Source organism: Mesorhizobium sp. L-8-3 (assembly GCF_016756615.1).
GTDB lineage: Bacteria > Pseudomonadota > Alphaproteobacteria > Rhizobiales > Rhizobiaceae.
Map to the genome: position 1 here is coordinate 8,167,931 of NZ_AP023262.1, position 24,389 is coordinate 8,192,319.

A 24,389-nucleotide genomic window follows, 5' to 3' on the forward strand; every position below is an offset into this window, starting at 1 on the left:
GGCGATGTTAAGAATCGGTCCCGATCTACAGTTCAGCGCCACGGATCTGGTCGGCCACTTGAATTGTCGGCACCTGACCGCCCTTGACCGCAACGTCGCCGATGGCGCGCTGGAAAAACCGAAGATCTGGGACCCGCTACTTGACATCCTGCAGCAGCGCGGCGCCGTGCACGAGGCCGCCTTTATCGAGCATCTCGAAGCCTCTGGGCTCGCGATCACGGTGATCGAGGGTAAGGGTGTCGATGATGCTGCCGTCGCCGCCACCATCGCGGCTATGAAGGCGGGCACGCCGATCGTCGTCCAGGCCGCGCTGCGTACCGCACCGTTCTCAGGACGGGCCGACATCTTGCGCCGGATCGAGGAGCCGAGTGATCTCGGGGCCTGGTCGTATGAGGTCATCGACACCAAACTCGCCCGCGAGACCAAGGGCGGCACGGTGCTGCAGCTCTGCTTGTATGCAGACCTCGTAGGAGACATCCAAGGCCGCGCCCCTGAGTTCGCGTATGTGGTCACGCCCGTTTCTGATTTCGCGCCTGAGCGGTTCCGGGTCAGCGACTATGCCGCCTACTACCGCCATGTCCGGAACCGTTTCGCTGCTTCCGTTGACGGTGACCACGACACTTACCCAGAGCCGGTGGCCCATTGCGATATCTGCCGTTGGCGGGGGCGCTGTAACGATCAACGACACCAGGACGACCACCTTTCGCTCGTCGCCGGGATCACTGCCGTGCAGCGGGGCGAGCTCACCAGCCACGACGTCACCACAGTGACTGCCCTGGCCGCGCTCCCCCTGCCGCTGCCGTGGAAACCGGAACGCGGCGCGGCCGCCTCATACCATCGTGTGCGGGAACAGGCGCGGATCCAGGTCGAGGGCCGGATCGCTGGCAAGCTGCTCCACGAATTGCTGCCAGTAGAACCGGGTTTTGGTCTGAGCGGCCTGCCGGCGCCGGATGACGGCGACATCTTCTTCGACCTCGAAGGCGATCCCTTTGTTGGCGAAGGCGGCCTCGAATTTCTGTTCGGCTATGCCTTCAGGGGTGCGCACGGCACGCTCACTCACGTCGCTGACTGGTGCTTCACGCCGGCCGATGAAAAGGCCGCCTTCGAGCGCTTCGTCGATTTCGTCATGGAACGCCGGCAGCTTCATCCCAGCCTGCACATCTATCACTATGCGCCCTACGAGCCGGGCGCGCTCAAGCGCCTGATGGGGCGCTACGCTACACGCGAAGAAGAGATCGACGCGCTACTGCGCGGGCAGGTCATGGTCGATCTCTACTCAGTGGTCCGCCACGCCATCCGGGCCAGCGCCGAGAGCTATTCCATAAAGAAGCTCGAGCCGCTCTACGCGTTCACGCGTGCGGTGCCACTGCCCGATGCTAACTATGCCTTGAGCAAGCTGCAGGCCTGCCTCGAGCTCGGGGGCGCGAGCGGCATCAGCGCGGACGATCAGGCCGTTGTCGCCGGCTACAACCAGGACGACTGCGTCTCGACGGCACGGCTGCGCGACTGGCTGGAAAACCTGCGCACAAACGCCCTCGCCTCCGGCGTCAACATTCCCCGACCGAGCCCGCCGGAAGAAGAAGCCCCGCCGGACGTCACCGTCTGGCAGGCGCGGATTGACGCGGTGGTGGCGCGGCTGACCGAAGGCATTCCGGTCGACCCGGCGGAGCGCAGCGCCGAACAGCACGCCCTCTATGTCCTGGCGAAAGTGCTCGACTGGCACCGCCGCGAAGCGAAGGCGATCTGGTGGGAGTACTTCCGGCTCGCGGCGCTCTCTGCGGAGGATCTGGAGAGCGAGCGGGCTGGCATTGCCGGCCTCACGTTCGTGGATACGGTCGGCGGCACTGTCAAAGCCCCGATCCACCGTTATCGCTTTCCGCCGCAGGACGCGGAGTTTCGCGGAGGGGAGGATTTGCGCAGCGCCGGTGGCGAGCGGTTCGGTAAGGTCGAAGCCGTCGATCTGGAACATCGCTTCATCGACATCAAGAAGCGGGGCGATACCGCCGCGTTCCATCCCGAGGCGATCTTTGCGCATTCCTACATCGACACGGGCGTCCTCGCCGAGTCGCTGGTGCAGATCGGCGAGTATGTGGCCGATCACGGCATCACCGGTCGCGGCCGATACAAAGCCGCACGGGATCTCCTGCTGCGGTTGCCGCCGGATGTCGGCGGCGCGCCGCTTCAGCAACCGGACGAGAGCGCCGTCGATGCCGCCTGTCGCCTTGTCTGTGCTCTGCAGGGCGTCCTCGCCATCCAGGGACCGCCGGGCGCGGGTAAGACCCATACCGGTGCCCACGCGATCCTGGCCCTCGTCAAAGCCGGCCTCCGTGTCGGCGTGACCGCCAACAGCCATAAGGTCATCCGCAGCCTGCTTGAGAAGGCTGCCGAGGAAGGCGAAAAGGAAGGCTTCGATCTGCATTGCCTGCACAAGGTCACGGATCCGGTCGACAATGTTCCGCACATCACCAGCACGATGAAGAACCCGGAAGCTCTTGACGCCTTTGCGAGCGGTTTCCATGTCCTCGGCGGCACGGGATTTCTGTGGGCGCGGCCCGATGCGACCGACCTTGTCGATGTGCTGCTCGTGGACGAGGCCGCACAGATGTCGCTCGCCAATGTGCTGGCCATAACGCCGGCCACGACCGACCTGGTCTTGCTCGGCGATCCGCGACAGCTCGAACAGCCTATGCAGGGGTCGCATCCAGACGGCGCGGACGTGTCCGCCCTCGATCACTTGCTCGGCGGTCGCCAGACCATCGCGGAGGATGAGGGCCTGTTCCTCGACCAGACCTGGAGACTGCACCCGGACATCTGCCGTTTCACATCTGAACTGTTCTACGAAGGCCGCCTCCGCCCCCGTCCCGGTCTCGAAAATCAGACTATCCTGATGGATGGCCCGCTCGGGGGGACCGGCCTGCGCTACGTCGCCGTGCAGCACAGCGGCAATCAGAATTGCAGCCCGGAGGAGGCGATTCGCATCCGCGACCTTGTGAACCGACTACTCGACTCCGGCGCGCGCTGGCGTGACCGCGAGGGCAGCGAGTCACCCCTCACGCTGAACGACATCCTGATTATCGCGCCCTACAACGCGCAGGTCTTCGAGGTTCAGGAATGCCTGCCCGGCGCGCGGGTCGGCACCGTGGATAAGTTCCAGGGTCAGGAGGCCCCCATCGTGATCTATTCGATCACGACCTCCACTCACGCCGACGCCCCGCGCGGCATGGAATTCCTCTACAGCGCGAACCGCCTCAACGTCGCCACCTCCCGCGCCAAGATCCTGTGCATCCTGGTCGCTAATCCGGACGTGTTCGAGCCGGACTGCCGGACGCCGCGGCAGATGCAGCTCGCCAACGGCTTCTCCCGCTATCTGGAAATGGCAGATGCGGTGAAACCGTAAGCCCCCTATCGGCGGTACATCCATTCGCTCGACGCCGCGCTTATCGTGGCTGCCGAAAGACGGTGATTAGCGCTATGCGCCTACCACAACGAATTGGTTGGCAAGGACGATTAATGCGGAACGCCGAGAGCAGCATCTAGCCCGCTCAGCAAGCCCGACACACAGATCTTAAAGAGCTTCGGCAAGCCCGGGGGGTCCCAGTAGCTGCGTGACACGCACCGGACGAAGCGTTCCGACTGCCCTGTCATAGACCGCAACGTCTGTACTACCATCGTGTTGAAACCGGTAAAGGCACTCCCGACCCGCTGCTGCTCTGAGGCATATGGGCCTTAGCGCCGTGGACAATCTCTCCCGTGAGAAGCTGGAAGCTGGCGCTGACCAAAAATGACTAGAGTGTGCTCGCGCAGCAAAGCAAACGATCGAGGCAGCTAAGCTCCAGGAGGTACTAGTCTCTGCCGCCTAATGTTCGACATCGATTTTGAACGCTACCAATATTGGTCAACGTTGGAGGTCGCGCAGAAGGCCAAGTGCCGAGACTAGTTATGGACGGTCGCACCTGTGAAGCCTGAATACGCGCAAGCGTTATCGTCATGCGGAATAGACGGACCGAATCTCTGGCAAACTAATTTAGCCCTTATCTGTGGAGGTTTTACGTGGCATGGTAGGAATGCCGCCAAGCGGCTTGCAGACAGTGGAGCAGAGGGACGTAAATCTCAAGAGGCGCGGCCTATAGTGTCTTTCGTGATTGTTCCGTGATTTTACGGAATAGCGGGCGGCCATAGGATGTTTTGGACGGAGCGATCCTGACGATAGCTGCCGCACGAGGGTATTCTTAGGCCCTGGGGGGTTATGGGGGCGACGATGTTGCATGTTGGCCTGATGGGTAGCTTCAACGTGCGCTTGAATGGTCGGCGGGTGAACGCGGATCTCGGACCCTCTGGCCAACGAATGGCAGCCGTTCTCTTTTCTCAACCGGGTCGGTTGCGGCGTCGCGAGTGGATAGCCGAGAATTTCTGGCCGCAGCTTGACGAAAGCAAGTCCAGGGCGGCGCTCAACTCAGCCCTGTGGCGACTGCGTCGCATTCTCAGTCTTGAGCCCGAGAGTGCGGGCGCGAAGAATCTAATGTCGATCGGGGACCACGTTGTGCTTGAGGCCGAGCCCTGGTTCGAGGTCGATGCGCTGACTATCAGCCGAACGGCACGGCATGAGGGAAGGGCCGAACGGCCGGAGATTAGGGATGTGCTGCGTGCGGTCGAGCTCTACCAGGGACCATTCTTAGAATCCGAAGACGCGGAATTCTTCGTCGAAGAACGCGAGCGTCTGCACTCATGCTTCGTGGAACTCGCCCATTGCGCTCTTAAGCATCATATGAGAGCACGGGCTTGGACTGAGGCTATTGCGATCTGTCGCAAGGTGCTCACCCATGACCCGTACCGCGAGATGTTCGTGAGGACGCTGGTCGCACTCCTTTGTCTCGACGAATGCAGGGTCGAAGCCATCCGCTACGGCGAGAGATGGCGGAAGACCCTCCTGACCGAAATCGGCGTCGAACCCATGCCGGAAACCCGGCGGGTGTTCCAGCAGATACGAGAGTGCGCCTACGACGGCGACTTGGTCGACCTTGAGCGGACGATCGCGACGGGCCTCAGCGTCGCCGAGGAATAGGTTCCATACATTCTGCCGTGAGTGTCGCGCAATGGCCCGCAGAGGGTGATGCGCCATCCTCGTCGTAGTTCATCGAATGCGATGTGCAACCACGAGGCTAAGAGATGACTGTTGGCCAATCATCACTGCAAACCACCACCCGTCCATACACTCAGACGCTCATTGTGGTTGGTGCGATCGCCTGCGGGATCCTGCTTGCGTATCTCTGGTCTTACGAGTTCGTCGACAAAGTTGTTGCGGACGGCATCGCCCGCATCGTCCTTCGCGAGGATCTGGCGGGCTTCGACATCTCCTCGATCGGCGCGGGCCTGCTCTTCGCCTTCGTTAGCGGCGTCGCCGGTACCCTGACCGCCTGCAACGCGTGTGTGCTCGCTGCGACCATTCCGCTCGCACCCAAGACGGGTGGACCGGCTGCAGCGATCAGCTCACTCGTTCCATTCATCGCATCGCTGCTCATCGTGGCCAGCGGTTACGGCGTCATCGGAGTGCTGCTCGGGTCGAACCTGCCGCAGCTCTCGTCCGAAACCGTTGGCGCCATGCCGGTCCGGCTGATGCAGGCGGGTGTCGTCTTCGTTGGGCTTGGTACTGTCCTCCTGGCGTGGGGAGTTCTGATCCTGCGTCACGCTGGAAACGAGGCAACGACGCGCGGCATGGTCTCATCCAACCTCGTGCAGATCGTTCTCGGCGTGGTTGTAGCCGCATTCCTCATCGGTCGTCCGTTCCCGCCGTTCCGCCGCATGTTCGAGGACGCGACCGCGCGTGGCGATGTGATGTACGGTGCGGCCGCATTCGGGCTCCAGGCTATCGGAAATGTGGCCTTTGTCATCGTGCTCGTGCTCTTGCTCGCGACCGCTCGCAGGGGCGCAGTCCTCAACTGGCTCGGTGATCATCCGCGCGCGCGTGCGGGGCTCATTTCGGTGGGATTTATGCTCGGCGGCACATTCATGGTCGCCTATTGGGGGATTCGTGTACCCGCGATCTTCCTCGGGCAATAGCGCGCAACATGCGAGAGGACCACACAATCCCTCACGTATTTCGGGCCTTGAGTAGCGAGGAACCGGCATGAAGCAGTCCCCTACAAAAACCGGGGCGTCCGAGGCAGACGAGGTGTTCGTGCTCAGGTTCTGGCGCGAGGCCGGGCGTGGAGCCGATGGCGAGATCGTCTGGAGAGCGGAGGTCACGCGACTCGGAGACACTCGAGGCAATGATCAGCGCGTCGCAGTTCAGGGCGTCGAGGGAGCGTTGCGGGTGGTGGCATCTTTGCTTGACGGCACATCGCAATGACCGAAGATCTCATTCTCTCAGGCGACGCCTGGTCGCCTCTAGTCGCCGGCGAGCCACGATCATGGACTAGCCGGCTTCTTGGTCTGAAGCCCGAAGAAGCAAGGTTCAACAAGCGCGGGTTCGTAGGGGATGATCCCAAACGCCAACAACGCCTTGAGTCTATCGGGCGGGCATTCATTCACGGCTATAATAGTGCTCTTGGTCTCCGCTCGGACGCGGACATCGAGACGATTATCGATCGCTTCGAGCCGTTCTTCCGCGGCTTTGTAGCCGAAGGGGCCGCGATGGGAACGGCGGTGGGAGATGCATTCTCCATCCGACCCGCGACGTTGCCCGCTTTGCTAAGGCGCCTCGCCCCAAAGTACATCTACCTGCTGCACGTCGGATGCGGATGGGCGATGGCCCGCTTGCCATGGCGACGCGGGCACATCGCGGCTGCTCTCGATCCATTTCTGCTGCCGCTGGCGCTCGATGGGAGGGGGTTCCACGACGCGTACTTCAAACCGGCGCGTGTCCTCGCGGCGTCACATTCGCCCAGGGACCGGGAGGCAGACAAGGCGCTCGATCAGGGAATCGGGCGGGCCCTCTGGTTTGTCTTCGGCGGCTCGATCCGGAGCGCCACGGCAGCAATTGCGTCGTTCCATCAGGAGCGGCAGGCCGACATCTGGTCTGGCCTGGGCCTAGCCATGGCTTATGCCGGCGGGGGCCGCGAGGAAGATATGAAGATCGCCCTGCAGGAGGCTGCGGTCAACGCCAATGACTTTGCGCAGGGGGTCGCATTCGGCTGCGCCGCGCGGCAGCTTTCCGGCCATCTGCCGCCGTCGACGGAACTGGCAGCGGCCGCGACCTGGGGTTGCAGCGCGTCAGCAGTCGCTGCCCAGGTCGATATCGCTAAACAGGCAGTGCAGTCGGCCGGACGATCCGACTACGAGGCTTGGCGTCGAACGGTTGCATCAATGAGAGGGTCGAGATGATCGTGACTGATCTGTTGCGACGGCACGCGGCGAAGCTCTTTGCGGTGGCAGTCATCGGGGTCTGCTCCGGGTTCGCCATGCCGCCTAGGCTTTCGAACGCCGAACTTAAGGCCCTCGCTGCCCCCCTGAAGTTCACGGCGAGCTATTTTTCGGCGCCAGGCAGCGAAGAGAGCCGGCGAAACGTGCGGCAGGTCCATCCCGACCTCGCGGCGATCGATGCTTGGATCTCGTCCGTCGGTGCAGGTGTCGCACTCGCTGATATCAGCGGTTCGGGTCGGCCCTCCGACATCTGCATCGTCGATCCCCGAGGCGACAGCGTCGCCGTCATGCCCGTGCCGGGCAGTTCCGCAACCTATGCGGCCTTCACTCTGCCGACGCCGTCCACGGGCTATTCCGATGCGACGCTGGCCCCGATGGGCTGCCTGCCCGCTGATTTTAACGAGGACGGGTATCTCGACCTTCTCGTCTATTACTGGGGACGGACACCCGTCGTGTTCATCCGGAACCCCACGACAGCGCTCTCGGATACAGCCTTTTTGCCGACAGAGATCATCTCGGGCCACGAGATCTGGAACACCAACGCGGCTGTCCTGGCGGACATCGACGGGGATGGCCACCCCGATCTGGTCTTCGGCAACTACTTTCAGGATGGCGCCCGCGTCCTCGACGCGACGGCGACCGAGCGCTTCGAGATGCAACACTCCATGTCGCGCGCCTTCAATGCCGGTCGCGATCGTGTCCTGCTGTGGAAGGCCGCAACGATATCAAGCGTCACCTACACTGACGCCAGCGCCGCCCTGCCGGACGACTTCGCGCGCGGCTGGACGCTGGCACTCGGGGCGCGCGATCTGACTGACGATCAATTGCCCGAACTCTACATTGCCAACGATTTCGGTCCCGACAGGCTGTTCATTAACCGATCGACGATTGGCCACCCCGCGTTCGAACTTGTCGTGGCCGATCGGGATCTGACAACGCCTCGCTCGAAGGTGCTGGGCCAGGACTCGTTCAAGGGTATGGGGATCGATTTTGGAGATGTTGTTGGTGACGGGCGCGCAGCGATCGCAGTCAGCAACATTGCAGGGGAGTATGCCCTGCTCGAGAGCCACTTCCTGTTTGTGCGTAGTAACCAGGACTCTGATTATCCCCGGTTCCGGGACGTGTCCGGTGAACTGGGGACATGGAAGAGCAACTGGGCCTGGGACGTCAAGTTCGTCGACGTCCTGAACTCGGGGACCCCTGGCCTGCTGCAGGCGATCGGCTTCGTGAGAGGCGAGAGAAACGCTTGGCCCACGCTCCAGGAATTGGCAATGGGAAACGACGAATTGCTGTCCAGTCCCGAGGTCTGGCCGCGCTTCTCGCCCGCGGACGATCTTTCCGGGCAGGATCACGACCGGCTCTTCATCGCAGACGCGACCGGTTACTATCATGACGTTTGGCCGGCGCTTGGCCTCGACAACGGCACCATCTCGCGAGGTATCGCAACTGGAGACGTGTTCGGCGACGGGCGACTCTCGATAGCGATAGCCCGACAGTGGCAGCCGTCCCTCTTTCTCCGGAACCTGTCTGAAACCGGGCGCGCGATCGTTGTCGACCTGCGGGTTTCGGGCGCCGTCGGCGGACTGCGCGCCGCGATAGGGGCGGAAGCGCGGGTCACGCTTCCGAATGGACGGATCGTAACGTCCATAGTCGACGGCGGGAATGGTCACGGGGGGAAACGTGCCCCCGAGATTCACCTGGGGCTCGGCGAAGTCGCCGAGAACGCAAGCTTTGCAGTCCAATTCATCTGGCGCGACGCGAATGGTCAACACGCCGCGACGTTGGACCTAGTCCCCGGGCGCCATCAGCTTGTGCTGCAGCCGGATGGCATAGTGGAAGAGGTGCGCAAATGAGCTCAGTAGACGCTACATCGAACGGCGTTCGCGCGGCGCCGGTCGACCGCTGGTATTCGCAAAAGCGACTCGGTGGATTGTCACGGTTTGCGCTCGCGATCACGATCCTAAACTTCTTCGGTCACGTGTTGCTCGGCTTCGAGCAGGCGTGGATCGTCCCCTTCATCGCGCTGGCCACTGCCTACGCTATGGACCTCACCTGCGAGCGGCTTGACGCCTGGGGAGCAGGAAGGGCGCCGCGATATGAGGGATCATTCGTCGACCTCGTGAAGTTTCTGCTGCCGGCACACATCACGGCGCTGGCCGTCGGCATGCTGCTTTATTCGGCACACAATTTCGCAGCCGTTATCTTCGCGGTCGTGGTCGCGATCGGGTCCAAGTACCTGTTCCGCATCGAGATCGATCGCAATCCGAAGGGAGGGCCGATTGTCAGGCACTTCCTCAATCCCTCGAACTTCGGCATTGCCATCACGCTCGTTCTCTTTCCCTCGGTGGGAATAGCGCCACCATATCAGTTCGCAGAGAACACGTGGGGCTATATCGACTGGCTGCTGCCGCTGATCATCATCGGTACTGGCAGCTATCTCAACATCAAGGCCACGGGACGGATGTCGCTTATTGCTGCTTGGGTCGCGGCCTTCGCCTTCCAGGCTGTCATTCGCGGCTTGGTGCACGGCACGCCGATCGCTGCCGGCCTAATGCCGATGACCGGTTTCGCCTTCATCCTCTTCACCTTCTACATGATCACCGATCCGGCAACGACGCCATCAAAGCCGCGCATGCAGATCGTGTTCGCGGTGAGTGTTGCACTGGCGTATGCCATTCTCATGGAATTGCAGGTGGTCTTCGGCCTGTTCTTCGCGCTCGCCATTGTCACCGCCCTGCGAGGACTGTGTATCTTCGTGGTACGCAGATGGTCCTTCGTTATAGGAAGGCCGGGGGGATCGGTGGCGAAGCCGACTCTCAAGGAGGAACTCGTTGCCGTCGATATCCTCCCGTCACGACGCCGGTGAACTATGGGTCATTGCGGAATCTCGATCGTTGCGCTGGCCTGCCGGTTCGCCGACGCGACGTCGCCGGACGAACTCTGGCGCAATGTCGTTAGCGGTCGGCAGTCGTTCCGCCGCATTCCGCCCGAGCGACTCGACCTGACGTCCTACGCAGAAGAAGTGCGAGGGCACGCCGACTCGATTTACCCCGTACAGGCCGGGCTGCTGACCAACTGGACCTTCGACCGGCACCGTTTCAGGATACCTCACTCCACGTTCGTGGTCACCGACCCGGTGCACTGGCTGGCGCTGGAACTCTCATCAGAAGCCATTGCCTCACTTGGTGGCCCTGAAAGGTTCGAGAAACTGCACACAGCGGTCGTCGTCGCCAACACGTTGACTGGGGACGCGAGTCGATCCGCCATTCTTCGCCAGCGCGCACCATTTCTCGAAGGCATCATAGGTGCCGCTGCGGTCGCGGAAGGGTTGCCGGACGATGTCATCAAACGACTCCAAGCCAGACTGCAGGCCGAGCTTGTGCACCGGCTACAGGAGCCGAACGAGGACAGCCTCGCCGGGGGTCTCGCGAACACGATCGCGGGACGCATCGCCAATTACTTTGACTTCAAGGGCGGCGGCTATGTTGTCGACGGCGCCTGCGCTTCGTCGCTGGTCGCCTTGGCCGATGCTGCCAATCTCATCACTACCGGGCAGGCCGACGCGGTAGTCGTCACTGCCGTCGATCTCAGCATCGATCCCTTCGAGCTAATCGGATTCTCGCGCGCCGATGCACTGGCGCGCGAGGAGGTGAGGATATTCGACGAGCGCGCCGCCGGCTTCTGGCCGGGGGAAGGCGGGGCAACCGTGATTCTGATGCGCGACGACGAGGCCAAGCGGCGTTCCATGCCGCAGTTGGCGCGTTTGCTCGGCTGGGCGATCTCGTCTGACGGTGCCGGTGGCATGACGCGTCCAACCGTCGATGGGCAAGAGCTTGCTTGCCGGAGAGCCTATGAACGAGCCGACGTCGACCCTGCCGACCTCGACTTTGTCGAAGCCCACGGCACCGGAACGAGGATTGGTGATCGCGTCGAGATTATGGCGCTATCGCAGTTGCTCGCGGGAAGCAATCGCGCAATCCCCGTTGGATCGATCAAGGGCAACATTGGACACACAAAGGCAGCGGCTGGATTGGCGGGGTTGACGAAGGCGGTGATGGCGCTGCGGCATCGCGCCGTGGCCCCACATGTGGGATGCATCATCCCCTCGCCCGCTTTTGTCGAAGCCGGCGCTCACCTGCGACCGGCGCAAGCGGACTCGCTCGCCGACTCAGCGCCCGGCCTCGCCGGCGTATCGGCGTTCGGGTTTGGCGGCATCAACGCGCACGTCGTGCTCAAAGGGGCTGAGCGAACGGCTCAACGCGTGTTCCGGGCAGTATCCGTGCCCCCGCAGGACGCCGAGCTCTTCGTCTTCTCCGGCGGCACCGCGAATGACGTGCTGGCAAAAACCAAACCACTCGCGGCGGTTGCGGCCACGCTCTCGCGCCGGGAACTGGTGGATGCAGCCTTCGCCGCTTGGCGAGTTGTCGGTTCGTCCGCGTTCCGGGTGGCCGTTGTGGCGGGGCGTGGGGAGGAACTGGCAGAGGCATTGACAATTGCAGCTCGCGCACTTGAGCGGGGCGAACAGATTCAAGACGGCAGGGTCTTCGTCTCCGCGGTGCAAGGAGAGATGCCCCGTATTGGCTTTCTGTTCCCAGGCCAGGGTGGCGGCACTGCGCGCACGGATGGAGGCATCTGGCGCAGGCGCTTTCCAGCCATCGCCCACTTGCTGGAGCGCCAGCAGGAAGCGCTGAGCCACCGGTCATCCGAGGATGCTCGTATCCAGTCTGGGACGGTTGCAGCCTCCCTCGCTGCGGCAAGCACGCTCGAACAGCTCGGCATATTTGCGGACGTCGGGGTCGGCCACAGCCTCGGCGAGATTAGCGCTATCGCTTGGGCTGGCGCTCTCGAACCGGAGGCAGCGCTCGAGTTCGCGGCTTCCCGCGGGCAGGCGATGGCGGAGCACGGCATTCCCGGCGGCGGCATGTTGGCCATTCGAGCCTCACGGTCGGCGGTTGACCACCTGATCGATGGAAACGATCTGGTCATTGCCTGCGTCAACGGGCCGGAAGAACTCGTCCTTGCCGGTGCCGTGACAAGCCTCGATCGCCTCGTCATCAACTGTCGGAGCCGCGGCATCGCTTGCCAACCGCTCGACGTCAGAAACGCATTTCACAGTCCTCACATGCTGCCTGCCAGTGGCGCCGTTAGGGAATGGCTCGAAACGTTCCCGCTACGGAGACCGACAAAGCCGGTCGTCTCTACGATTCTTGGGTCGATGCTCGATTCAGGATCGGATATCGCGGGCCTGCTGGTCCAGCAGTTGATCTCGCCAGTGCGGTTCGACGAGGCATTGCGACTGCTTGCAGCGAAGATCGACATGATCATCGAGGTTGGACCTGCGAGCGGTCTGCCGAGGCTGGTGGAGCGGCAAGGGATCCGCGCGGCGTCGGTCGACGCGTTCGGGCTTTCTATGCGTCCTCTGCTCAAAGTCCTTGCATCGGTTTTCTGCGCGGGAGGCGACGTCGATCTCGATCCGCTCTTTGCTGATCGAGATGCCGAGCCCATCACTCCCGCACGCCAGCCCGACTTCCTTGGCAACCCTTGCGGAGTGACGCTGCCTGCAGCACAACGAGAGCTGGCGGAGGGAACGAGCGAGCCGAGTGACAACGAGCACCGAACGGCATCCGACAGTCTGCTCAATGTCGTCCTTGCCGCGCTCGAAGCTGAGAGCGGTCTGCCCCGTTCCGCCATCGGTCCCGACGAGCGATTTCTGGACGCGCTTCACCTCAACTCCCTGGCGGTTGCGAGGGTCGTCAGGGCGGTTGCAACCAAGGCGGCAATTGTCCCACCAGCATCGCCGACGGACTTCGCCAATGCCACGGCACGCGAACTAGCGGTCTCGTTCGAAGAGATCAGGGACCTCGGGCCGGAAGAACCGAACCCCAGGGTTCAAGGTGTCCGGAGGTGGGTGCGGCCGTTCCGTCCCGGCTGGGTACGGGCACCAGACCTTTCACCTCGTTTTGCGGAGACGATCACTTGGCAGGTCATTCGAATTGGCAGCGACCTGCCTTCTCGGGATCCACCAGATGGCGCCACCGGCCTGCTGATCTGTCTGAATACTGGATTTGATCGTCATGACGCGATGCAACTGATCAGGTTGGCACGGAGCGCTGTGGGACAGTTCGCGCACCTTGCGATCGTGCATAATGGGGCGGCCGTTGGGGGATTTGCGCGGTCGGTTGCTGCCGATGAGGTGTTTCGCTCTGTCCGGGTAATTGACAGGGCCGGGTCACCGGAGGATGGTGCGGCGATCTCCGAGCTCCTGAATGCCTCGACACACGGTTATGTCGAAGCGCGGGTCGGACCAGAGGGGCTCGAGATCCCCTCGCTGATCCCCTCCAAGGTGAAAGGATCCGGTCGATCCTTGATCGATGGCGACGACGTCGTCGTGGTGATCGGCGGCGGCAGGGGAATCGTCGCGGAATGTGCGCTTCGCCTCGGAGGGCGCGGGGCCCAACTGGTTCTCGTCGGTCGCAGCGCTACCGACGACCCCCAGGTATTCGAGACGCTGAGGCGAGCAGCCGAGCAAGGCCTCCGATGTCGCTATGTCCGGGCGGACGTTCTGGATCGCACCAGCTTCGCGAAGAGTCTTGGTGAGATACTCGGCGAGACGGGGCCGGCCACGGCGTTGATCTATGCCGCGGGAGTCAATCAACCTGCCGGCCTCGCAAGCCTTGCTGATGAATGGGTTGATCAGGCGCTCGCAGCCAAGATCGACGGACTGAAGATTGCAACTGAGGCACTTGGCGAGCACCTCCGGACGCTGATCACCTTCGGCTCACTCATCGGTCGTGTTGGCCTTGAAGGCGAAGCGCACTACGCACTCGGCAACGCGATGCAGACGGCTGCAACGCTCGCGTGGGAGCAGACCGATGCACGACGGTCGGGGCTCGCCATCGAGTGGAGTGTCTGGGGCGGTATTGGCATGGGCGAGCGGCTCGGGGTCATAGAGCGTCTGGAACGCCAGGGTATTGACGCGCTCGCGGTAAACGACGCCCTAGCGTCGTTTGACGCGCTCGTGGAAAGCGGAGTGACCGGAAGCATTGTCATAGCGGGACGTTTTGGGTCGCCGCCAAGCCTCTTCCTCGGAAATCGATCGCTACCATCGCTTCGATTTGTCGATAGCACCGTTCTCCACCATCCTGGCGTCGAGCTCGTGCTCGAGACGACAATATCGGCGGGGCGAGACCGCTACCTCAAAGATCATATGTTCGATGGCGAGATCATCGTACCCGGCGTGATGCTGACCGAGGCGATGGCACAGGTTGCGCACGCTCTCGACGCTGTTACGATGGCGTCGTTCGAGATCGAGGACGTCCGATTCAACCGGGCTGTTGTGGTGAGCGCGCGCGGAACCGCACTACGCCTCGCAGCGCTGAAGCGGATGGATGGCGTGGTCGAAGCCGCCGTCCTCTCGAGTGAAGACGGATATGTTGCCGCGGCCGCGACCTGTGCGTTTCGCCGCCAAAACCATTCGAACGTATCGGCGATGCGGACGTCAGTGCTCTATCGACCGGGAGCCGCTCTTTCAACCTCGTCGCTCTACGGCGATCTATTCTTCTGCACGGGGAAGTTCGCCCGGCTTGAAACGATCGAAACGGCCTCTGCGCGCGAGGTCGTCGCTCGGCTGGGACCTCCGCAGCCGGACGACTGGTTCGGCGCTTTCGAATCGCAGCGCAAGATACTTTGGACCGACCCAGGAATGGCCGACGCTACTCTCCATGCGCTGCAGGTAACATTCCCGCAGCGGAGACTCCTGCCGGTGGGGATCAAGCGGATCTGCAAGCAGGATGCGAATGGGATCCCGGTCTTTATCCACGGACGGGAGACCGGGCGGACTGGATCGAGGCATTTCTACGATGCAATCGTTACCGATAGTGACGGGCGGTGCCTCGAAACCTGGGAAGGGATCGAACTCGTCGAATTGCGACAGTTCGAAAGTGCGCAGCCCGTCCAGGACGTTCTCGCCGTGCCCTATCTCGAGCGATTGTTGGGCGAGGAAATCGCTGTTTCGAACGTCTCGGTGGCAATGATCATCGATGACAAAGCCGACAGCGCAATGAGACGCGAGGAGGCGATGCGTCGGCTACACCTGAGCGACAGCGTTCAACGCGCCGCCGACGGTGGCTGGACGGTTCGAGGAGTTGGTGCGGTCTCGGTTGCTCATACAAGGACAATCACTCTTGTTGTTGCAGCCGACGAGCAAGTCGCTTTCGACATCGAATCAAGCCCGCTCCCCGGGGTAGACAATGTTGACGCGCTGGCCAGTCATTGCCGTTACGAGGTCCATAGGAAGCTCGGGCGGAGAGCCCGCGTAGATGAACTACCTGCCCTGTCGAACGGTGCTGTCACGGAGCGGGATGGCGTGCTTTCCGTCGTGGCCAGGATCATGCTGGTCCAGGGACCAGTGGTCGTCGCGGCAGGACGGCTGGTCCGGCGCAGAGACGGCCTCGCGGCTTAGGAGGCGGCAAGATGCAATCGACGAACGATGCCGTGGGCGTCAGGATACCTCCGTCGTTCGAGTACGCCCACACTGTGCTGCTCGAGGAAACGAACGTCGTTGGTAATGTGTACTTCGCACGTCACATCGCGTGGCAGGGCAGATGCCGCGAGATGTTTCTCAAGCTGCACGCGCCGAGTGTTGCGGCCGAGCTCGGCGGCACGCTACGCCTCGTGACCACAAGCGTAGAATGCACCTACTTCGACGAAATCCGAGCATTTGATGAGATACTGATCCGGCTGAGCCTAGTTTCGCACGGACCAGGCAGGGCCCGACTCGCGTTCGACTATGTGCGCAAGGACCCGAGCGGTGTAGAACAACTGGTTGCGCACGGAGAGCAGCAGATTGCCTGTCTGCGGCAGGCCGTGAACGGTAATTCGGAACCGCAACCCTTTCCACCTGACCTGCTGGCCGCGCTTGAACGCTTCTCGGGCAACTAGCAGATGTTGTAGTTACAGTTAAGCAACCGCCTCTACTTCGCTCGGATTGCAACGAGCAAGCGGCATCGAGCTTTTCGAGGGGACTCTTAGCGCAGCGTGCCGTCTAGAGCATTTCACGCATGGATTGAGGCGTACCCGGCGTTTTCGAGGTAGTTTGCACATTCTGCTGGACCGATGGCCTGGACGAGGTGTCCGATGTGGCGCCAAGTGTCTTCGACGGAGCGGCGCTGGGCCATGCGCATCCAGTGCTTGATCTTTGAGAAGGCCTGCTCGATGGGATTGAGGTCGGGGGAGTAGGCGGGCAGGTACCACAGCCTGGCGCCGCGGGCGCGGATGGCGCGACCGATCTCGACGGATTTGTGGCTCCCCAGATTGTCCATCACCACGATGTCGCCGGGACCGATGGCATCAAGCAGTTGCTGCTCGACCCAGGCGCGGAAGCTCTGGCCGTTAATCGGGCCGTCGAAGACGCAGGGGGCGACGATCCGGTCGCAGCGCAGGGCAGCAACGAACGTCAGTGTGCGCCAGTGGCCATGGGGTGCGTATGCGCGCAGCCGCCCCCCTCTGACGCCCCAGCCGCGGATCGGAGCCATGTTGGTCTTGATCCAGGTCTCGTCGATGAACACCAGGTGTTTAGGGTCGAGATGTGGCTGCAGGCGCCTCCAGCGGTCACGACGCCGCGCAACGGCGGCGTGCGCCTGCTCAAGGGCGAACAGGACTTTTTTTAAAGCTCAGCCCTTCGCGCCTAAGGAACAGCCATACCGCATTGTGCGACACCTTGACCCCACGTGCCGCCAGCTCGTCCTTGAGCCCATGCAGAGTCAGATGCGGAGCTTGGGCGATCCGCTCCAGGATGAAGGCCCGATGGGCATTCAGAACGGGCTGTCGTCCGCCACCTCGCGGGGCAGGTCGCGCCGATCCATGCCGCCGATACCGCTGCATCCACCTGACCACCGAGGCCGCCGAAACTCCAAACCGAGCCGCCGCTGCCCGGCAGCTCTCACCATCGAGCACCGCGGCCACTGCTCGTTCCCGAAGATCCATCGATAGCGTCATAAGATGCTGACCTCCTCCAGCCAGCATCTTGAATCACGCCTGACGTCGTCAGGGAATCCCCAATCGATTCACTTCTGCTGTGAACCGCTCTAGCGTCCCCGCTTGGAATTGGATGCAATGGTCGGAACGCTCCCGTGACTACGCCGTGAGGCCGGCGAGTGAGAGCGGCAAGCGGGACATGTGACACTGCTCCCCTGAAGCGCTCGGAGGCACTCATGACACGACCAATCATTTCCGGACCGTATCGGACGTTCCGCGCCCTCAAGGAGGATGAGACTTTCATTGAGTACGAAGGGTCAACAATCACAATCCCGATGAGGGGGCGCCAATCGCCCGATTCGGACTGGATGGAGGAGGAGGTAAAGCTTCGCGCATTTATGCGGCTAGAAGTTTTTCCGGCCTACATTAATCAACTCGGAACGCGTGAATTCCAGTTCATCATCCGCGATTGGGAACTCTATGGGAAGAGCGAGATGCTCAATCGCCTCTACTACGGCGATCCGCGCGGACGTCTACTTGAGAACGGTGAGCGCGGCTTCGCCGACTATGTCCCCGCAGTCCTGACGTTCAATGTCTCGCACAACTACTATATGGGTGCCGATGCCGGTCACGACATTGACGTCAAAGACATTTTCGGCGATCCGCGCAGCATTGAATTGCGGAATCTGACCAGCCATCACCTGCGGACGTGGGCGCCGGGCAGCGCAGGACGCGAGGCCGCGCAGTACGGTCAGCCACACAATACCCTGTACTGGCAGATCGTAATGCCCAACGCCCTTCGTGGCGCCGACCTGCAGTATCTGCTTGGCAGCAACTATGCACCGTTCGCGGAGCGCGAGGGGGACGCAAATCCGCTGCTCATCTTCCACAAGAAGACCCCTGGAATCCCCGGCGAGGGCGACGCATTTGACATCTCGAATCCCCGTGACCGGGCTCGCTATCTTCTTGCCGTATCGACCTTCGACCCACTCCCGCAACGCGGTGCGGGAGCGCAGCCCATGTCAAGGGCGACCCTGCCTGGTCGCGGCTTCAACGCGAACCTAGTCCAGCAACCCGGCAATAGCGTGCTTTCCGCGCTGCACCGGTATAGGCTACCGCTCGATGTGCGCTTCGGTCTCAACAGCAACATGCGCAGCCCTGCCGACGTCGGGGAGTATGTTGGAAAGCGGCTTGCCGATGGCAAGCGCAGCACGCTGAGTGGTTGGTTGAAGCTGGTCGATCCATCTAAGAGCAAGGGTACGGCGGAACAAGGACCCCAGATTGGAGAACCTGTCGACTCCGCGGACTTTCCCGCCGACATCACCTACGCGATCAACTACGACGTCTGGGTCAACGATCAGAAGATCGTCGACGATCAGGCCGGCATTGCCGAAGCCCGCGGTGCGCTTGAAATTCCACCGCGTGACGTGAAGGTGGCGTTCGAGAAGCCGACGATTAGCGCGGTGGCTGGTCGCTACCTTGAGTTCAGGCCAGGAAGCTGCACCGGCATGATGGAGATAGCGCAACGCGAGTTCGAGGATGGCGCCAATTTCGCAAGGTACTGGCGTACTGTCCCACTCGACCTCGGTGCGCCGGCGGCGCCAGCTGTTGCTAGCTTCGACGACTACGATCCCTCGTTCCACTACTGATCCGGCAACAGGGGTTTAGGGTGGCGCTTCGGCTGTTGAGCATCCTGTGGCTGACGGTCGCCTTCAGCCTCGTGGGCGCCACTCGGTTGGCCTGTGCGCGACTAACGGGCAGCCGAACGGACACGACTGAAACAATAGGAGAGTTGTTAGCGCGGTGGGCCGAAGCAATTGGCCCTTCAGCCATAAAGCTTGCCCAAGTCCTGAGCTATCGTGGCGATCTTCTGCCTTCCGAGCTGATCGGTCCCCTTGGCCGGCTACAGGACCGTGTAAGCCCACCATCCGATGCAACACTTCGCCGCGTGATGGAGCGACTCCGAACCCTTGGATTTACGATAGTGAAGGATGGACCCGTCGCTGCTGGCAGCGTCGCGTTTGTGCTGCGATCTGAAGGCGCTGGAAAGGACGAACTAGCGCTAAAAATCGTACGGCCTGGGAGTGAGCGACTCATTGCCTGGGACCTTTCCATCATGCGCTGGTTGCTCCGGAAAGCCGGCAGGTGGATCAAGGTGTTGGAGGGCCTGCAACTCGACGGGGTATTTGACAGCTTCGCTGTGCTCGTCACCCAGCAAACCGACATGACGAAGGAGCGTGAGTTTCTCGAACGGCTGCGCGCGATCCTCGGGCCTGAGATTGTCGTCCCGCGTAGTTACCCCTCACTTTGCTCCTCGACTGTACTGGCGATGGAGTATGTCGACAGCGGTCAGCCAATTACCTCGCCCGATATTCCGATCGAGACGTACCGCACTGCGTGCTTGCTGCTCCTGCGCAAACTCTACCAAATGCTGTTCATACATGGTCTCGTTCATTGTGACCTGCATCCCGGCAACGTCCGGATTGCAGCCGACGGGCGCCTTGTCATCTTCGACTTCGGGCTCGTGGCAGAGATGACAGATCGCGACCGCATCCTGTTCCGTGACTTCTTCATAGCACTTGCCGATCGTGATACCTCGACAGCTGTCCACTGCATTGTTGAGAGTATCACCAACTTACCCGGCAATTCGGCGGACTTGGCGTTCGAGCGCGGCGTCCGAGATATCCTGACCCGCCACTCCGGCCTGAAGGCTGGTGAGTTTCTCATCGCTCGTTTTGTGATGGAATTGTTCGAACTTCAGCGCAAGCATGGCTGCCTGGGTGCGCCAGGGTTCGCCAACGCGGTGTGGGCGCTCGCTATGTTTGAAGGCCTTGTGCGTTCGCGGTTTCCAGAACTGGATTTTCAAGCCGAGGCACGACCATTCGTAGTCTCGGGCTTGATCCGAAAACTGCGGCAGCTTGTCGTCTGATCGGCGCCGGTGAAAGGCAAAGGAGATGGATGCTGTCCTGCGGTCCTCTTCATAACCGGTGCAATCATCCCGACGAGTAGTGCACGAACATAGCGCTGATCACCTCAGCTAAAAACGCCACCGCCCGATGGCCCAATCCGCGATCGACTTTGACCGGTTGCGTATAGCCGTTGCGTTCCATTCCTGCCTTTTCGCCACCTCCCGGGCAGAGGCGAAGATCGAGTCCGAATAGGCCACGCGCTTGGCTGCAAAGTCACTCTGACCTGTGGAAGGATTCATCGAGGCGGTCAGGGGCAGAAGGTTGCCCCACGTATGCACCAGTTTGTCGTAGTCTTCCGGGATCACAGCTTTCCAGCTTTCCGTGGCCGATTGAGGTGCAATGTGTTCGATCTGGTGAATGTCGGAGGGGCTTTCACCCTCAAGCCCCAACTCGTATTCGCGAATGGCATACGTCGCGATTTTGCGGCGATAAAGCTCTCCGCTCTCAATGCCAGCACGAAATTCCTCGTCGCTCGGCCAGGTTATTGTTGGCTTGCCGCGCACAATTGAACGCAGCCGCTCCGGCTGGATCAGTTCATCCAAATCCTGTCCCTCGGATTCGTACGTCAACTCCTGCCAAAGACCCTTGAACACGGCGTGGAGCCCCGTTGGTTCGATGCCGACTACGGCGCGGCGGAACAAGAATGACTCTATAGCGTCCAGAACACCGCAGGTGGCCGACTCGGAGACTTGGCCGAGCTCGAATGAACGAAGCAGCCTGAGTAGGAAAGGATAGATCGAGGAGGGTCGGCCAGACCTGTAGATCCGGTTCACCCGGAGTTTCAGCGCAGGATGAGGGTCCTGATAGTCCTTGCCAGCCGTCAGCGCGAGATACGCCGGCTGAAATTGCTCCATATCGTCAATGATCCGCTCGGGACCATCAAATTTGTCCCAGATCTTTCGCAGTGCCGCAAAGAGATCGGCCTTCTTGACGTTCGGATTATATATAAGCCCGTACGGGAACAGGAACCTGTCGAGATCGGCATTCTTATCTGCAAAGCGCGCGACGAACGGCTCCCAGCGGGTGCCGAACAAATGCATTGCTGTAGAGACGTCATCCCCTGATCGCGCGAAGACCTCGTTCCTGACGAGGTCCGCGACGGTAACCGGCTCGGCACCATAGTTCAGCCGTTCAAATATCTTTGGTGCTACAGTCGGGTCCCGGAGCGATATCGACACCACGCTGAGTCTCGACGTCACAATATCGATGTGGTGGCCGAGGCCGGTAAGCCCGGATTCGCGCAAGAGTCTGGTCAGTTCAGACCGGATTCTCATGTACTGTGACAACATGAGACCCTCGGTTGCGCCAGTGGGCGCAGGCGCGCGAGGAGGATTTGACGCGACTATCTGGTGGCTGGAGAAGTTCTTTACGGTCGTTATTCTCTTCCAAATGGCATCAAACTGCCCCCGATCATTAAAAGAGGGCACAAGTTTCGTGTTGACCGACAGCCCCGACATCGGCCGTACCAGCAGATACCGCCCCATGATATCGGACGCCCAATCAAGCTCGCCGGCTTTTGCTGCTACCTCGACGGCTGCCATTACGCTTAGATAGAGTGTCGTAACGCGCTGTTGGCCGTCGACAATCATCCAGGTCGGGGGACGTCCAGGACCTGATCCGCGTCCGAAGGATACAATTACTCCGAGAAAGACCGCTCCATTAGTCTCTTCATCGATGAGGCTTATATCCTGGAGGAGAGCCTTGTAGTGGCTTTCCTTCCACATGTAGGGGCGCTGAAAAAGAGGAATCTCCAGGACGTTATCGCCGGCAATCAGGTCATAGAAGTTCGCCTCCTCGGGAACATCGGTAACCTTCAGTTTGCTGTCCATTGAACCCCCTCACAGAATACGGAGAATATCTGCCTTTTTATTGTTGGAGCGCCCGGAGCGGCGGCTCGAGTTCTTCCAGTTCCGAAAGCAGCTTAGTCTGACGTTCGCGCGTCACAAGGCACTCAACCGCTTTCTGCCTGGCCGAGATCCCGTCAACACGGCGTCGGAGGCTTCCCCTCTAACGAAGTCCGCGCAGAAGCTGACTGCTTCGGCCACCGGGATGCGCCCAGGCCCCTTCAAGCTACATTCCCACACGACCAGCACGCGCCAGCCAGAGGCGCGCAACCGGGCGATGGTTCGCCGATCTCGATCACGGTTGCCGGAAATCTTTGCCGACCAGAACTCCGGTCGCGTGCTGGGCACCTTAAACAGCGGGCAATCATGACCGTGCCAGAAACAGCCGTGCACAAAGATTACGGCGCGGTATCGCGGAAATACCATGTCAGGTCGCCCCGGCAGGCCCGATGCGTGCAACCGGAAACGAAAACCAGCGGCGTGAAGATGGCGACGCAGCAACAGCTCCGGCTTGGTATCGCGACCCCGGATGCGGCTCATGTTGCGCTGGCGTTGTTGGGGCGTGAGAACGTCCATATCAGGCGATCCCAACTGTTGCGTCTGCGACGACGAGCCGGAGCGTGGTCGCAATCTCCGCCGCTGTCATCCCAGGCCGCAAGGTGACGGCACCAAACCGGAACCCAGTGCGATACGCAGGGTGGAATAACCGGCCCGGCATCGGTGTCTCGCGATAGCCGGTTTCGATTACCGGCACATGCGGCGTCAACAGATAGGCAGCCGTGACAATGCCTTCCGTTTGACCGGAATCCGCCTCTTGCACCAATGCGTCGCGATAGGTGTGGATCGAACTGAGCGCATCGCTGAGCCCCTCGTCGATGCGGTATTTTGCGTCGAGCACGATCAGCCTGCTACCAGATGACCCAGCTGCCTCGTGGCTGGCTACGACGTCGGGAGTCATTGCGCGGCTGTACGACCCCCGTCGGTCGGGTTCGATCCAGAACTCACGATAGTGTTTCTGAAAACACAGCTTCCAGCCCGAGCCAACCGGAACTGTGACCGCGCCGGTTGCAAAGGTCACGCCGCCGGCTGCGTCGCTGATGAACAGGTCCCGAACATCAACCCCGGCCGGGCCGAACTCCTCAGCTCCAGCCCTGACGAGACGCAGGAAGCACCAGAGCTCATACAGTTCGAAAGTCCGAGCAAGAGGCAGGTTCAGAAAGTCGCCAAAGACCGCGGCTATGCCGAGATTCATATCCTGCCAGAGTCTGTAGAAGCGGCGATATGAGGGATCGTTGCGGAACAGCGCAGAAAGCACGAGACGCGCCTGTGCCTCCCCTGCCTCGGCGAACGGAGCCGCCGCACAAAGATTGCCTATGCGGCGCGATAAGCGTCGGCAGCGCTGTGCCCAGGCTGCCGCGCCGTAACGCAGTTCGGGATCTCCTTCCGGCCGGCTTCGCTCGAGCAATTCCGCAGCCGCACCGAGCCAGGCGACCCACGATCGCAAGCACGCGGCCATCTGACGGTGCTCAGGCAGATCGAGAGAGCTCAGGCGCTGGCGCACCCGGATCCGCTCCGGCAGAAAGCCATTGAGTGGTGCCGGAAGACGGGACGGCTTCCGACTCTCCCGGAGAATACGTCCCGAACGAAAAGACCGGAGCACCTCCGGTCCGGACGCGCGGCTCGCCCGATGATAAGGAAGGATCGCTTCGTCGGCCACAAGTACGCGTCGGGGGCTGCGGGCAATGGCAGCAACAACAGCCTCCAGCTCGTCCACTCTGGAGCGAAGAAATTCAAGTCGCGCGATCGCTGGCGGGCGGCCACCTGTGCCGCGGGCCACAGCCTTGCGGAAACTGCTGATGGAGAACAGCGCGAATGTATCATCAAGAATCTCGCGTACCATCGCGTCGAAATCGTCACGCGTGAGTTTTCGCTGGTCCGGATCGGTGACGACCTCGAAGCGACGCGGTGCCTGCCCGGGCAGCCGCAGTTCCGCCTCAACGGCGCCGGCATGAAAACCCGGCGACCAGCGCCATCGCGCGGTTTCCGGCGTCTGCGTCCGCAGAGCTTCCAGCGGGAGGTCATCTATCAGCAGCTCAGCCGTGGCCGCTGCGCCGCTGTCATGCAGCTCGAAGAGATAGCTGCCCGTCTCGTGCACGATGCCTGGTGCGACGGTCTCCGGCTCCGGCCATACCCGCCAGGCCTCACCCGTCTTCTCGCTGCGCATGAGCAAGGCGGCCATCAG

The 24,389-nt window shown here is 61.7% G+C and carries 14 protein-coding genes; 10 read left to right on the forward strand and 4 right to left on the reverse strand.

Translation table 11 applies throughout. The features are described from left to right. Positions 1–4 precede the first annotated feature (4 nt). From JN302_RS37510 to JN302_RS37545, 8 genes are all read left to right on the forward strand, one after another. A complete protein-coding gene (locus tag JN302_RS37510; protein WP_202330977.1) occupies positions 5–3,397 on the forward strand; it encodes a TM0106 family RecB-like putative nuclease in 3,393 nt (1,130 codons plus the stop codon). Between the two features lie 861 nt (positions 3,398–4,258). Continuing rightward, the gene (locus tag JN302_RS37515; RefSeq protein WP_202330978.1) at positions 4,259–5,062 is read left to right on the forward strand and encodes an AfsR/SARP family transcriptional regulator; all 804 of its coding nucleotides are present in this window, start codon (positions 4,259–4,261) and stop codon (positions 5,060–5,062) included. Between the two features lie 104 nt (positions 5,063–5,166). Further along, complete coding sequence (locus tag JN302_RS37520; protein WP_202330979.1) at positions 5,167–6,057, forward strand: hypothetical protein; 891 nt, start codon at positions 5,167–5,169, stop codon at positions 6,055–6,057. Positions 6,058–6,342: 285 nt separating this feature from the next. Further along, complete coding sequence (locus JN302_RS37525) at positions 6,343–7,320, forward strand: DUF1702 family protein (protein ID WP_202330980.1); 978 nt, start codon at positions 6,343–6,345, stop codon at positions 7,318–7,320. Continuing rightward, entirely contained in the window at positions 7,317–9,212 is a 1,896-nt protein-coding gene (locus tag JN302_RS37530; protein ID WP_202330981.1) for an FG-GAP repeat domain-containing protein, read from the forward strand. The genes JN302_RS37525 and JN302_RS37530 overlap by 4 nt, the downstream gene beginning before the upstream one ends. Beyond that, complete coding sequence (locus JN302_RS37535) at positions 9,209–10,225, forward strand: hypothetical protein (protein WP_202330982.1); 1,017 nt, start codon at positions 9,209–9,211, stop codon at positions 10,223–10,225. The genes JN302_RS37530 and JN302_RS37535 overlap by 4 nt, the downstream gene beginning before the upstream one ends. 3 nt (positions 10,226–10,228) lie before the next feature. Continuing rightward, positions 10,229–15,820 carry a type I polyketide synthase gene (locus JN302_RS37540; RefSeq protein ID WP_202330983.1) on the forward strand — a complete coding sequence of 1,864 codons (5,592 nt, stop codon included), beginning with the start codon at positions 10,229–10,231 and terminating at the stop codon, positions 15,818–15,820. A gap of 11 nt (positions 15,821–15,831) precedes the next feature. Then, entirely contained in the window at positions 15,832–16,299 is a 468-nt protein-coding gene (locus JN302_RS37545; protein ID WP_202330984.1) for an acyl-CoA thioesterase, read from the forward strand. 113 nt (positions 16,300–16,412) lie between these two features. On the opposite strand, the gene JN302_RS37550 is transcribed toward JN302_RS37545, so the two are convergent. Beyond that, a protein-coding gene (locus tag JN302_RS37550; RefSeq protein WP_202330985.1) for an IS630 family transposase occupies positions 16,413–17,355 on the reverse strand; the annotation gives its coding sequence in 2 pieces (ribosomal slippage) (positions 16,413–17,015 and positions 17,017–17,355; 942 coding nt in all). A gap of 215 nt (positions 17,356–17,570) precedes the next feature. On the opposite strand from JN302_RS37550, the gene JN302_RS37555 reads away from it, so the two are divergent. Both JN302_RS37555 and JN302_RS37560 read left to right on the forward strand, forming a co-directional pair. Next, on the forward strand, positions 17,571–18,983 hold the full coding sequence (locus JN302_RS37555) for a hypothetical protein (protein WP_202330986.1): 1,413 nt from the start codon (positions 17,571–17,573) through the stop codon (positions 18,981–18,983). A 71-nt stretch (positions 18,984–19,054) separates the two neighbouring features. Beyond that, complete coding sequence (locus tag JN302_RS37560) at positions 19,055–20,263, forward strand: ABC1 kinase family protein (protein WP_274609297.1); 1,209 nt, start codon at positions 19,055–19,057, stop codon at positions 20,261–20,263. Between the two features lie 108 nt (positions 20,264–20,371). On the opposite strand, the gene JN302_RS37565 is transcribed toward JN302_RS37560, so the two are convergent. The 3 genes from JN302_RS37565 to JN302_RS37575 form a co-directional block, all read right to left on the reverse strand. After that, a complete protein-coding gene (locus tag JN302_RS37565) occupies positions 20,372–22,132 on the reverse strand; it encodes a DUF262 domain-containing protein (RefSeq protein ID WP_202330988.1) in 1,761 nt (586 codons plus the stop codon). A gap of 111 nt (positions 22,133–22,243) precedes the next feature. Next, on the reverse strand, positions 22,244–22,723 hold the full coding sequence (locus JN302_RS37570) for a very short patch repair endonuclease (RefSeq protein WP_202330989.1): 480 nt from the start codon (positions 22,721–22,723) through the stop codon (positions 22,244–22,246). A gap of 1 nt (position 22,724) precedes the next feature. After that, complete coding sequence (locus JN302_RS37575) at positions 22,725–24,386, reverse strand: DUF2357 domain-containing protein (protein WP_202330990.1); 1,662 nt, start codon at positions 24,384–24,386, stop codon at positions 22,725–22,727. Positions 24,387–24,389: the final 3 nt, after the last annotated feature.